Below are 12,891 nucleotides of genomic sequence, written 5' to 3'. Positions count from 1 at the left end.
CCTATTCAGCGTGGGCAAGCGAAAAGAGGTGACGCACATCGGAGCCTCGTACCCAGAAGATGACGTCTTCGGCGATGTTGGTGGCGTGGTCGGCGGAGCGCTCGAGGTTGCGCGAGACGATGATGGCATTTAACGCCTGGCTGCTGAACTCAGGATGGTGCTGCATCAGGTCGATCAGTTCGGTCTGGACGGTGCGGTTCATATCGTCGATCTCGTCGTCCATGGCGAGAACGGTGTCGGCGAGTTTGGCATCGGCTTCGAGCAGGGCCTGAATGGCGGTGCGGATCATAACGCCGACCTTCTCTCCCATCTCGGAGATATCGACAGGCAGGGAGATGGAAGGGCCGTTTTGGAGAATCTGGACCCGTTGCGAGATGTTGGTCGCCTGATCTCCGATGCGCTCGAGGTCGCCGTTGATCTTGATGACGGAGAGGATGAAGCGGAGGTCGATGGCCATGGGCTGCTCTTTGGCGAGCAGATCGTACGCCATCTCGTCGACGTCGCGCTCGGCTGCGTTGATGGCTTCCTCAATCTCCTTGATGTGGTCGCAGAGGATGGCGTCGCTGCCGAGGTAGGCGTCGATGGAGAGGCTGAGGGCCTGTTGCGAAAGCGCGGCCATGGCGAGCAGTTTGTCTTTCAGGGCGACGAGTTGTTGTTGAAAATGAATGCGGGGCATGTACTTCCCTCTCTGCAAAATGCCTATCTCTCTATTGTGACGTAAAGATGGCGAAGAGAAGATGAATTTTGCTACCAGTAGTGAGATGAATACCTGCCGGAATCGTTAGCTAGCGATAGAGCAGATAGGGCTCGCGACGTGTTTTGAACGCCGCAATATCGCTGGCCCAGGAGTCCGCGATATTGCGCGGGTCCGTGTTGTTGCTGAGGTCGAGCATGGTGTTGACGCTGGCCGTGAGCCGCTCCGCCTTGGCGAGGTCGAACTGTTTGGGATAGAAGCGGTGGAGGGCGGCGAGAAGTTCGATGCCAAGCTCGGGCGCGTCGAGCGCGTTGCGGTCGGTGATGGTGATGTGGATTCCTGGGATCGTCTGGCCATGGTAGGGGTAGCGATTTGCGGTGTCGGCTACAGAGAAGCTGGTGGGCGTGAAGGTGACGCCGGGAATCTTGCGGGCAGAGAGATAGGAGGCGAGTTGGGGCGCGTCGATGTATGGTGCGCCGAAGTGCTCAAATGGCGTAGCTGTGCCGCGACCCACGGAGATGTTGGTGGTTTCGAGCAGAGCCACGCCGGGGTAGAGAATGGCAGCGGTGAGACTGCGTAGGTTCGGGCTGGGGTTGATCCAGGGCAGGCGGGTCTGGTCGAAGTATTCGCTGCGCGTCCAGTTCTGCATGGGAACTACTGTGAGACGAGCGTTGATAGGCACCTGAACGTCGGCAGATGCGGCGGTGGGCAGGCGGCGCTCTCCGTTGATGTAACGAGCCAGTTCGCCGAGGGTGAGGCCGTGACGGATCGGCAGTGGCATGTAGTCGGTGTAGGATTCGAGGCCGGCATCGGAGACTGGTCCTTGTACTTGCTCTCCGCCGATAGGGTTGGGGCGGTCGAGGAGGATGACTTCGATGTGCGCCTGTGCGGCGGCTTCGAGGAAGTAGCCGACGACGGTCTCATAGGTGTAGAAGCGCACGCCTGCATCTTGGAGGTCGATGACTACGGCGTCGAGTTTAGCGAGGTCTTCGGGCTTGGGGCGCTTGTCGGAGTCTTTGGGACCGTAGAGGCTGATGACGGGGAGATGCGTGTCGGGATCGGTCTCGGCTGCGATCTTGGTGGTGTCCTGTTTGCCGAAGATACCGTGCTCCGGTGAAAAGAGCGTCGTGAGCGTAAGGCCGGGAACGAATTTGGGAGCGTCGGTGGCGAGGAGATCGACGGTGCGGCGTCCCTTGCTGTCGAGGCCGGACTGGTTGGTGAGCAGGCCGAGGCGCAGGTGGTTGTTATGGCGTTTAGCAGCTTCGGCAAGTGCGGCGTAGTTGGTTGATTCAAGGACATCGATGCCGGTGAGGGTCGGAGCGCTGCTTTCGGTCGTAGTGGCGGCGATGCCTTCGTTGAGGTGTAGCGCCTCGCCTGCTGCGGTAGCGATCTCGCCTCGCAGGACAGAGATTGGCGGATTGCCGCGAGGATGGACTGCATTGCTGAGAAGGATGACGTAGCTGTTGCTGGCAGGGTCCATCCACAACGAGGTACCGGTGAAGCCGGTGTGTCCGAAGGAGCCTATGGGGAAGACGCCACCGCGCGGGCGCGAGAAGGCGGAGTTGATGTCCCACCCGAAGCCTCGTGTGGCAACGCCTTTGGTGGTTTTGCCGTCGGGGATGAAGATGGTGGCCCTGGTTTCTGCGGATGACGGCTGTTCGGGTTTTGTCATCAGTTCAAGCGTGGATTGTTTCAGCGGGAAGGGGCCGGTATTTTTTGTGAGCTTATCGAGTAAGGCTTGTGCGAAGAGTGCCACGTCGGAGGCCGTACTGAAGACGCCTGCGTGTCCGGCTACTCCGCCCATGCGGCGGGTGGTGGGGTCGTTGACGGTGCCGCGAAGCATGTGGCCGAAGTCGGGATTGGTGGCGGAGGTGCCTTCGTCATCGTAGGTTGTGGGAGCGATATGGGGAATGATCGCGGAGGTGATCCAGTGAGGCGGAGGGCAGGAGTAATCCTTGAAGACTGCGGTTGAGGACTCCCCGGATTGGAGCAGGCGCGGTGGTGTTGAAAGTGCGATGGCAGCGCCGAGAGTTTCGTGAGGGCCACAGGCCTCTGCAAATGGCAGATAGCGTGTGTGGGTCATGTGAAGCGGTGTGAAGATGTGCTGCTGCGCGTAGACGTCGAGCGATTCACCGCTAAGTTTTTCGACGAGTGCGCCGAGCGTGATGAAGTTGATGTCGGAGTATTCGAAGTGAGTGCCGGGCGCAGTGACGAGTGGTGAGTTGAGAGCGCGGCGGATGCCTTCGGCTTTGTCTGGCGCTGACAGACCCCAGGGAGTGTCTTTGAGGTTGATGTCGGGAGGCAGGCCGGAGTAGTGCGTCAGCAGCTCACGGATGGTTACATTTTCTTTGCCGTTTGCGGCGAAAGCGGGAAAATACTTTGCTACAGGATCGTCGAAGTTGAGCTTGTGCTCTTCGTAGAGCTGCATGACGGCAACTGCGGTAGAGAGGCACTTGCTGAGGGAGGCCATGTCGAAGATGGTGTCTTCGGTCATCGGCTCTACGTTGGGTTCGAGCGAACGGTGGCCATAGGCTTGCTCGAAGACAATTTTATTGTCGTGACCGATGAGCACGACTGCGCCGGGGAGCTTCTTTTGCGCGACGGCATCGTTGACGAGGTTGCTGATCGCTGCGAAGTTCGGGGATGCGGTGGAGTCTTCTTTGGTAACGGAGAAACTGTGCTGCAGGTGAGGCGCTCGTACTTGCGCTTCGGCAGGTTTTGCGTGGAAGGCAAGGATGGCCAACAGTGCGGTAGTCAGGATTTTGGCTTTGTGCTTGCTGCGAAAGATGAAGCTGGCAACAGTGCCGATTCCGAAGGTTGTAAGCGCGCCGATAAAGACGTACCAGGTCCAGGCGATGTGCGGGATCGTTATGGGACCGAGCGTGATGGGATCGGTATGGAGCCAGAGCAGAATGTTGAGCGCAAAGCCGGCGATCATCCCGAGTATTGCTCCAGTCTGGGTGGCATAGCGCGTAAGTGTGCCGAGAAGGAAGACACCGAGCAGCGCACCATAGGCGACCGAGGCGATGGAGAGGCCGATTTCGACGACGTGGCCTTTGCCTCCGGCGTGGACGCTGTAGACGGCGATGGCGAAGAGCACGAATGCCCAGACTATGGTGGAGGAGCGGGAGATCATCATGCGTTCGCGGTCATCTGCTGTGGGTCGCCAGTGCATATAGAAGTCTACGACGGTTGTGCTTGAGAGCGAGTTGAGTGCGGCGCTGAGGTTGGACATGGCTGCGGCAAGGATCGCTGCGACGAGAAGACCGGCGACGCCGATCGGCATCTCGCGAACGATGAAGGTGGGAAAGATTCTATCGGCGGAGGCGAAGGCTGTGGGATGCATGCCGTAGAAGACGAAGAGACCCGCGCCGATGAGCAGGAAGAGCGTGAACTGGAAGAGAATGATGACGCCGCTCGATAGCAGTGCGACGATGGACTGGCGCAGGTTGCGGGCAGCGAGCATGCGCTGCACCATCAGTTGATCTGTGCCGTGCGATGCCATGGTGAGGAAGGTACCGCCGATCAGCCCGGCCCAGAAGGTGTAGGTCTCGGTGAGGTTGAGCGCGAAGTGGAAGAGGTGGAACTTGCCTGCTGCGGCAGCGACGGTGTGGATCTGCGACCATCCGCCGGGTACGTGCGTTCCGAGGGTGGCCATGGCGACGAGCGTTCCGCCGATATAGATGATCATCTGCACAACGTCCGTCCAAATGACGGCGGCCATTCCGCCCTCGAAGGTGTAGAGCAGGGTGAGTGCGGAGATGATGGCGATGGACAGCACATCGCGTGTCCCGATGGCGATGCCTACTACGATAGAGACGGCAAAGACGCGCACGCCTTCTGCTGCTGCGCGCGTGAGCAGGAAGAGGAGAGCGGTGACCTTGTGCAGTGTGGGACCGAAGCGCTTGTCGATGAGTTGGTAGGCAGTGAGCATCTCTCCCTGGAAGTACTTGGGAAGGAAGATGGCGGCGACGACGATGCGCCCGACCAGGTAGCCGAAGACAACTTGCAGAAAGCCGAAGTCCCCGCCAAAGGCGAGGCCGGGAATAGAGATGATGGTGAGCGTGCTGGTTTCAGCCGAGACGATAGAGAGAGCGATGGCCCACCAAGGGATGGAGCGATCGGCGAGAAAGTAGCTTTTGAGCGAGCGTCCATCGGTGGTTTTTCTGGACCGGAAGCGCAGCCCGAAGAGCGTGATACCGATGAGATAGAGGGCGATGAGAGCGAGATCGACGGGGTGGAGACGTGTTGGCACCGCCAGCGCCAGGGCTTCGAAACAACCGGTCAATGCGACTCTCCTTTGAAGGCTGCCTGACGGCATTCCCTTGCGCACATTATGATAACGGTGAGGGCGCTGCAATGGCTTGCGCGACGATGGGAGACTGGAAAACTTGGCTTATTTTATCGGCATTGATGCGGGCGGAACCAAGACCAGATGTGTTCTGGCAGATGAAACCAAAATTCTTGGACGAACGGATTGCGGAAGCATCAAGCTGATGCGCGTAGGCGAGGTCGAGGCCACGGCGCGGTTGCGTCGGCTTCTAGAAGAGACTGCGACGATGGCGGGAGTGAGCCTGCAGCAGGTGACGGGAAGCTGCGTGGGCATCGGCGGAGTTTCGATTCCAGCGGTGCGTGAGTGGTGCGACACAGAGATGCGAGCCATGGTGAGCGGCGCGGTCGAGGTATGCGGCGACGAGGAGATTGCTCTTGATGGCGCATTCCGCGGCGGCCCGGGGATTCTGGCGGTATCGGGAACAGGATCGATCTTTCTTGGCCGCAGCGCGGATGGCACGATGTATCCCGTAGGCGGCTGGGGGCCGGTGCTGGCAGATGAGGGATCGGGTTGGTGGATCGGTGTGGAAGCGGTGCGCGCTGGGTTCTGGGCGAAGGACCGCGGGATCAAGACGAACCTGCTGGCGGAGGTTCAGGCGGCATGGGGGCTGGGTTCTCTGGGCGAGGTCGTCGAGAAGGGAAACGACCGTCCGGGGCCGGACTTTGCGGCGCTGGTTCCGCTGGTAGTGCGGTGCGCCGAGGGCGGCGATGAGATGGCGCGGGCCGTGTTGCAGCGGGCGGGCGCTGACCTGGCCGAGCTGATCACGCTGGTGGCGGTCAAGATGATGGAGACCTCAGGCGATAGCAAGGACCCCATTGGGGTTGCTTATGTGGGCAGCATTCTGGAGCACGTAACGATCGTGCGGGAGACGATGATCGCTGCGCTGAAAGAATCTGCGCCGCAGACTTACGTGCTTGAAGGCGCAGTCAATGCGCTGGAAGGCGCGTTGTGGCGAGCTCGTACAGCCGCGGGCTGACAGGGAGAGCTATTGGGCGCTTTCGCGGGCCTTCAGTGCGAGGCCGCGAGCGACCGAGGTGAACTCGTTGCCGGTACGCAGGCGTTCGGCAGTGAAGCGGCTTTCGAAGATGCGGCGTACGGAGGGCACAAAGCTGGTTCCTCCGGTAAGGAAGACGCGATCCACCGTTTTGGCGGAGATGCCCGTCGTTGCTAATAGGCCATCGACACATTGTTCGATGGATTGCAGGTCTTCGTCGATCCATGATTCGAAGTCGCTGCGAGCGACCTCGGCGCGGATGTCCATGCTGCCGTCGCGGAAGGAGAACTGTGCGGATTCGTTGCGCGAGAGCGCAATCTTGAGCCGCTGCACGGCCTGATGCAACTGGTAGCCCAGGTCTTCGTCGATCAGCGTAATGAGAGCTTCGATCTTCTCCGGCTCCAGGGCATTGGCGCGAGCACTTTTGAGAATCTGACTGACGTTGCGCGTTTTGAGGAACGACAGGTAGTGCCAGCGTTCGAGATTGGCGTAGATCCATGCAGGCACAGCGGGCAGTAATTTGCCGAGCGAGCGTGCAAGCGAGTCTGCGCCGAGGGCTGGCGAGACCAGCTTGCGCACGATGCGCGCGTCGAAGGCATCGCCTGCCAGACCCAGGCCGCTGTTGCCGAGCAGGTCCTGCGCGGTGCGGCCACGCTTGCGAACACCGGGGCCGACATGCAGTAGAGAGAAATCGCTTGTTCCTCCTCCGAAGTCGCCGATGAGGATGAGCTCGTCGTGGTCGAGCGTGGACTCGTAGGAGTAGGCCGCGGCGATGGGTTCCATCTCAAAATCGATGGAGGTGAAGCCTGCGTGGGTGAAGGCCTCGCGCAGACGCTCCTGCGCGAAGGTGTCGTCGTCGACTGAGTCTGCGCCGACGAAGCGAACAGGGCGGCCCACGGTGGCGTGACGGATGGGCTGGCCGAACTGCTGCTCTGCTCGCAGGCGCAGGTCGGTGAGGATGCGCGAGATGAGGTCTTCGATGCTGTAGCGGCGGCCAAAGACCTCGGTCCCGGTAAGCGTGCGGCTGGTGAGATAGGACTTCAACGACTGGATGAGCCTGCCCTTGTGTTCCGCTTGAAGGTAGTGCTCGATGCCGGATGGTCCGGTGTAGCTTTTGATCTGCGTGCGACCGGCGTGTTTATGCTGTTCCAGATAAAGGATGGAGCGAAAGGATTCGATGCTCGCCGTTGCCGTGGGAAACGAGACCAGTTCGACGGCGCCCTCGGGCGTGGCAAGGGCGATAGAACTGTTAGTCGTTCCGAAGTCGATGCCGATAGAAGGGACGGGTTTGGACGGAAAAGGCATGGTCTTTCAGAATGCCAGACTTTGGGGCAGGGAAGCCAGCGCCGTGTAGCGGCGTTTTGCCTTGTTCCGTGTGTGGGTAAACCTAGAGTTGAATGCGAGCTCCGTTCAGGATGGTGGCCTTGTGTTCGCCCGTGGCGTTGAAGACGTTGAAGTCTGCGGGCTGGCCGGCGATGGGATTGGCAATTACGTCTTCCATTCCCAACAGCTTCGCAGGGTTGTGCGATGCCAGCCGCACCGCTGTACCAAGAGGCGAGCCGGTGAAGCGCTGTAGATTGGCGACGGCGCGGTCCATGGTTAGAACGCTTCCTGCGAGGCTTCCATTCGCCATAGCGCGGCCATCGGCGACCTCGACCTGAAACGTGCCGAGCGTGTAGGTTCCATCTGGCATGCCTGCGGCAGACATACTATCGGTTACGAGGATGGCCTTGTCTGCTCCCTTGGCTTTGAGCCAGAGACGAACCATGGATGGATCGACGTGGACGCCGTCGCAGATCAGCTCGGCAAAGAGGCGATCGTCGTCGAGCACGGTGGCGATGACGCCGGGGGCGCGATGGTCGAGCGCACGCATGGCGTTGAAGGTGTGTGTTGCGCTGCGGGCTCCAGCGTCGATTGCGGCCAGGGCCTGTTCCGATGTAGCGTCGGTGTGGCCGATGCTGACCCTTACGCCATGAGTTGCAGCGTGCTTGATGAGGGCGAGCGCGCCGGGAATCTCGGGCGCAATGGTGATGAGGCGGATATGTCCGCGAGCGGCCTGCTGAAAGCGATCAAAGAGAGCGATATCCGGCGGCAGAATGTCGGCAGGAGGATGAACGCCCTTTTTGGCGTGCGAGATGAAGGGGCCTTCGAGATGGATGCCGACGGGTCTCGCTTCATTGGCGGGAGTCCGCGACTCGACGGCGTTGGCCAAGGATTCAAGCGAGCGCAGCGTCTGATCGATCGGAGCGGTGACGGTGGTCGGTAGATAATGGCCGACGCCACGGGTAGCAAGGAACCTGTTCACAACGCCAAGCTCTGCGGCGCTGGCATGCATGACGTCGTAGTTGGCCGCGCCGTGCGTGTGGATATCGAGAAAGGTTGTGGTCAACACGTCTTCCGACTTGTTGGTCGGGTCAGAGTGGATGCTGGCAATCAGACCGTCGTCATCGATGACGATGACAGGATGGTCGATGGTGCCCTGTGGGATATGAAGCTGGCGCGCGGTGAGAGTGGTTGGCATCGAGATTAGTTTAGTGCGTTTCCTAGCGGGCCGTTGCAGGTGGCGGGGCCGGAATGCCAACCTCTGCCGCGGTTGGCAGCGTGTGGCTGTCGGACCACTGCCGCTGCGCGACGCGAACCTTGTCACTAAGCGCGAGCCACTGGCCGATGGTGTAGTCGTAGTGTTCGAGCACGGGCCGCAGAGCGTAGGGTCGGTTCGACCGGAGCCACGCCTGCTGATAGAGATCGCGGATCAGGGAGTAGGTGTCGCGTATGTCGGCGATGCGCCCGTTGGTGCCGTTGATGTCGGAGAGCTCGCGGGCGACGGCCTGGCGTTGTTTACGGTCAGTGGTCATGCGCATGTCATAGGCGCGTTGATACCCCTGCGTAATCTCATCGGCGAGCTGAAACTTGAGACCGATGAAGTCCATGCGCCGCGCACCCAACTCAAGTGCGTCAATCGCATCTGTCTCGCGCAGGCTGGTGGGATTGGAGGGATAGGCATCGGCAGGGTTGTAAGGTGCCGCAGTAGCGGTAAACGGCTTTGGCGGAGCAGGTGCAGCGGCGCGCGCCTGAGCGATGAGCGTGAGTGCCCGCTCCGCGTGCAGGCGAAGCTCGTGAGTGTAGGGCCGAATCTTGTCTGCATAGGTCTGGCCGTCCTTGCTAAAGGGATCGAGCCAGAAGAGGCCATCGGAGCCGTCGCCGGTCTTGGCCTGCTGCTTCAGGAGAGCGTGGGCCAGCATCATCTCCTTCTGCGCTTCGTTAAGATCGCCGGTCATATCGCCGTGAAAGACCTGGGCGTAGGAGTCTTGAAATTGCGGAATCGACGATTCGCCCTTTTGCCACGAGGCAGCGGCACCAAAGAGGATGCCGTACCAGTTCATGTTTTCAAGGCCTTCGCCGTCGTCGTTCCAGATCGTATTCAGCGCTCCGGTCGAGCCGAGCCGCTGGCCATCGCGAATGAAGCCCTGAATGTTCAGCAGCGCGAGGTTGTTATTGGGATAGACGCGTGACCAGTTGTTGACGCCGGGAGCAACCCAGGTCTCAAAGCCGGCGTTGGTGAACGGTGTGAGGTAACGGTCGAAGCCGCGCGGCTCAGGGTTATAGGTCCAGGCAACGGCGATAGTCGAATCTTTGAACGACTGCGGCATCTTCTTGAGCAGATCGGGCGAGTCCTGCGCGATATCGCCCCAGAAGAGGAGCTTGCGATGCAGCGGCTGCAATGCAGTGACGATGCGCTGCATGAAGTCGAGGTAGACCGCGCCAAGGCCGCGCGCGTCGACGTCGGCCTTGGTCTGTCCGGTGCCGAGATCCTGAGTCTCATCTGCGCCGATATGTAGAAACGGTCCCGGATAGAGCGCGGCAAGCTCGCCGAACATCTGCTGGATCAGGGGAATCGATCCGGGCTGGCCGGGTGCGAGCACAGCTCCATGGGGATTTTCAGCAAGCTGAGCATACTGCTCCCAAGTCAGATTGTGATGGAGATGGCCGAAGGCCTCCTGTTCGGGAATGATCGTTACGTGGTAGGCCTTCGCATATGCCACCAGCGTCTTTGCATCGGCGGCACTGATGCTGCCGCCCGGAGGCGCCATTAAAGGATTGGAGGCATACTGCTGGGTGTGCTCAAAGTAAGGCGAGTAGATATTGATCTTGTAGGCGGCGATGGTACGAATCTGCTTCTTCTGAAAGTCGAGCGTAGGTACTGGCCCGCGTGAGAGATCGTCGTCGAGGCCGCGATACTTCATCGCCGGCCAGTCGCGAATGTTCGCACCGCGCAGGATGGCTCGAGGGCCGTCGCCCACGATCAACTGCTTGACCGTCTGCGCTCCGTAGAAGAGGCCTTCGGCGGTGGAGGCGGTGACGGTGAGCGTGTTGTGGCCGGAGGAGATGACATAGCCCTCGGGCTTCATCTCGGCGGTAAAGTCCGCAACCGGGTGGTTGGCGAGCCGGGTCAGCTCGACGACGAATCCTGATGGCGACACCGAGGAGATATTGCGCTCCTGCAGGCTCGTCCCCAGATCGGTGGCAGCAAAGTGGTCTTCTTCTGAGCAGGGCGCGTCGCAGACGATGCGGACGCCATTCGGGATCGGTACGTCGGCAGTCGCGTGGATCTCCCGCGGCATCGGGATCAGCTTGATGGAAGACTGCGCGGAGGCGAGGGTCGTCAGTGAGAGAAGAAGGAGCCCGCTGCGAAAAAATAGCATACGTAACGATATATCAGCCCGGCAGCCGTTTTGTGCAGTGCCTTTAGTGAGGCTGTCTCGGCGGCAGTTTTTGAATGTTGCGTCAAAAGAATGTGAATAGAAAGAGAAATTCTCGTTCTATTCACATTTCTTTGCAACCATGCCCTCAAAGGAACGACGCTGCGCGTGGTTTTTGGCCTTAAGAGAAGCCCCGCTAATCTCGCGCGCGGATGTCCTGTTCAACCTGAGGGGTCCAATGACGAAGCAAGTACGAGCAGCGATGACAGCGATGCTGGTTTTATGTACGGTATCGATGCAAGCGCAGACCAGCACCACGCAGCCAAAGAAAGCAACCCATAAGAAAGTTGTCAAAAAGAAGGCGGAGAGCGCGACAGAGCGCGAGATTCGCGAACTGCGCGAACAGATGCAGAGCCAGCAGGTACAGATCGACAGCCTGAAGCAGCAGAACGCCGACAAGGATGCGAAGCTGGCGACTGCCACGCAGGATGCCCAGGCAGCTAATGCCGCGGCTGCTCAGGCGCAGTCTCAGGCAGCGGGAGTCAGCTCGAGCGTTCAGGCCAACACTGATGCCGTCAACACGCTGAACACCAACGTGACCGATCTCAAAGCGAAGAACGAGACACTCGCGCAGACGATCAGCGATACCAAGAAGGACGTGATGAAGGAGATCGATGAGCCCATGGCGCTTCATTACCGTGGAATCAAGATCACGCCGGTTGCCTTCTTCGCGGCTGAATCCGTTTACCGTCAGCGCTCGCTGAACTCGGACGTGAACACGCCTTTCAACTCCACCCCCTACCCGGGAGCAGCTCAGGCCCACACCAGCGAGTTCAACTTCTCCGGACGCCAGAGCCGTATCGGTGGCTTGTTCGAAGGCAACACCAGAGCATTCAAGCTCTCCGGTTACGTCGAGGCCGACTTCCTCTCCGCAGGCGTCACCAGCAACGACAATCAGAGCAACAGCTACACCCTGCGCCAGCGCCAGATCTGGGGACAGATCGCGACGCAGCGTGGTTTCGCTATCACCGGCGGCCAGATGTGGTCGCTTGTTACCGAGACCAAGAAGGGAACTGACAACCGCACTGAGAACCTGCCGATGGTTATCGACGCTCAGTACCATGTCGGTTTCAGCTGGGCACGTCAGCCAGGCGTCCGCATCCAGCAGAAGCTCGGTATGACGACCGTGGCCATAGCGCTTGAGAATGCACAGAACATCTTCTCGGCGACCAATGCGAACTCGAACTTTTTCTTCGGCAATGCAGGAACCGGCGGCGGCTTGTATAACTCCACCGCGAACTACTCCAATAACGTAGCGCCCGATGTGATCGTGAAGGCTGCCTTCGACCCGAAGATTGGCCACTACGAGATCGGCGGTCTCGCCCGCTTCTTCCGCGATCGCTACTACCCCGGCGTCACCACTGTTCCTACGACCGGAACAGCCGGTGCGGCCAACGACACCAAGACCGGCGGCGGCTTCTTCTTCAACGCTCGTGTTCCGGTAACGCACTTTGCTGACGTAGGCGTTCATATCCTGACTGGTACAGGCGTGGGCCGGTATGGCACCTCGACGCTGCCTGACACCACGGTTCACCCGGACGGAACGCTGGCGACCATCAAAGCCGACCAGGGCCTGTTCTCGCTCGAACTGCACCCCGCCAAGAAGCTCGATCTCTTCGGCTACGCCGGTGGCGAGTATGCGCAGCGCACGACCTTCCTGAACCTGACCGGACCTAATGCAGGCAAGCTGACCGGCTATGCGCCGATCACAGCCTCGAACACTGGCTGCGGCACGGAAACTGTCCCCTCAGGAAGCACTGGTTACAATCCCGGTGTTCCGGCAAACTGCACGGGGGCAACCCGCGCAGTGATTGAGGGCACCGCAGGCTTCACCTACCGCTTCTACAGCAGCCCCAAGTACGGCCGGTTGCAGTACGCCATGGAGTACAGCTACCTGACGCGCAACGCTTGGGCTGGCGTAGGCGGAGCGCCGAAGGCCACCAACAACATGGTGTTCACGAGCATGCGTTACTACATCCCGTAAATATCTGTACTTTCGAAAAAGGACGCTCCTCGGAGCGTCCTTTTTTCGTTTCGTCACGTCACTGTGATGGAAAGTCCTGCTTCCTAATCGCGCGCTTATCGTTGCGAAATCAAGGAATCATCCGCT

The 12,891-nt window shown here is 60.0% G+C and carries 7 protein-coding genes; 2 read left to right on the top strand and 5 right to left on the bottom strand.

The genetic code is table 11. The features are described 5' to 3' along the window. Window position 1: 1 nt before the first annotated feature. Window positions 2-676 carry a phosphate signaling complex protein PhoU gene (gene phoU / locus IEW09_RS08215; RefSeq protein ID WP_188553684.1) on the bottom strand — a complete coding sequence of 225 codons (675 nt, stop codon included), beginning with the start codon at window positions 674-676 and terminating at the stop codon, window positions 2-4. A gap of 109 nt (window positions 677-785) precedes the next feature. Next, window positions 786-4,982, bottom strand: coding sequence for a sodium:solute symporter family transporter (locus IEW09_RS08210; protein ID WP_229739187.1), 4,197 nt, complete (start codon window positions 4,980-4,982; stop codon window positions 786-788). Window positions 4,983-5,085: 103 nt separating this feature from the next. Here IEW09_RS08210 and IEW09_RS08205 point away from each other — a divergent pair, with 103 nt between their 5' ends. Continuing rightward, window positions 5,086-6,003, top strand: a complete 918-nt coding sequence (locus IEW09_RS08205) for an N-acetylglucosamine kinase (RefSeq protein WP_188553682.1) — start codon at window positions 5,086-5,088, stop codon at window positions 6,001-6,003. A gap of 9 nt (window positions 6,004-6,012) precedes the next feature. Here IEW09_RS08205 and IEW09_RS08200 read toward each other — a convergent pair whose 3' ends face one another. The 3 genes from IEW09_RS08200 to IEW09_RS08190 all read right to left on the bottom strand — a co-directional run bounded on the left by IEW09_RS08200 (window position 6,013) and on the right by IEW09_RS08190 (window position 10,724). Beyond that, the gene (locus tag IEW09_RS08200) at window positions 6,013-7,326 is read right to left on the bottom strand and encodes an Hsp70 family protein (protein ID WP_188553681.1); all 1,314 of its coding nucleotides are present in this window, start codon (window positions 7,324-7,326) and stop codon (window positions 6,013-6,015) included. Between the two features lie 82 nt (window positions 7,327-7,408). After that, complete coding sequence (gene nagA, locus IEW09_RS08195; RefSeq protein ID WP_188553680.1) at window positions 7,409-8,542, bottom strand: N-acetylglucosamine-6-phosphate deacetylase; 1,134 nt, start codon at window positions 8,540-8,542, stop codon at window positions 7,409-7,411. 22 nt (window positions 8,543-8,564) lie between these two features. After that, window positions 8,565-10,724: a glycoside hydrolase family 20 zincin-like fold domain-containing protein gene (locus IEW09_RS08190; RefSeq protein ID WP_188553679.1), complete on the bottom strand. Its 2,160-nt coding sequence runs from the start codon at window positions 10,722-10,724 to the stop codon at window positions 8,565-8,567. Between the two features lie 235 nt (window positions 10,725-10,959). Here IEW09_RS08190 and IEW09_RS08185 point away from each other — a divergent pair, with 235 nt between their 5' ends. Further along, window positions 10,960-12,765, top strand: coding sequence for a hypothetical protein (locus IEW09_RS08185; RefSeq protein WP_229739186.1), 1,806 nt, complete (start codon window positions 10,960-10,962; stop codon window positions 12,763-12,765). The last annotated feature ends 126 nt before the right edge of the window (window positions 12,766-12,891 follow it).

Source organism: Edaphobacter dinghuensis (assembly GCF_014640335.1).
Taxonomy (GTDB): Bacteria; Acidobacteriota; Terriglobia; order Terriglobales; family Acidobacteriaceae; genus Edaphobacter; species Edaphobacter dinghuensis.
This window is presented reverse-complemented; position numbering and strand designations above follow the sequence as displayed.

Bases quoted from the DNA above. Each gene is read 5' to 3' on its own strand.
- IEW09_RS08190 (WP_188553679.1), bottom strand. From the start codon at position 10,724: ATGCTATTTTTTCGCAGCGGGCTCCTTCTTCTCTCACTGACGACCCTC.
- IEW09_RS08185 (WP_229739186.1), top strand. From the start codon at position 10,960: ATGACGAAGCAAGTACGAGCAGCGATGACAGCGATGCTGGTTTTATGT.
- phoU (WP_188553684.1), bottom strand. From the start codon at position 676: ATGCCCCGCATTCATTTTCAACAACAACTCGTCGCCCTGAAAGACAAA.
- nagA (WP_188553680.1), bottom strand. From the start codon at position 8,542: ATGCCAACCACTCTCACCGCGCGCCAGCTTCATATCCCACAGGGCACC.
- IEW09_RS08200 (WP_188553681.1), bottom strand. From the start codon at position 7,326: ATGCCTTTTCCGTCCAAACCCGTCCCTTCTATCGGCATCGACTTCGGA.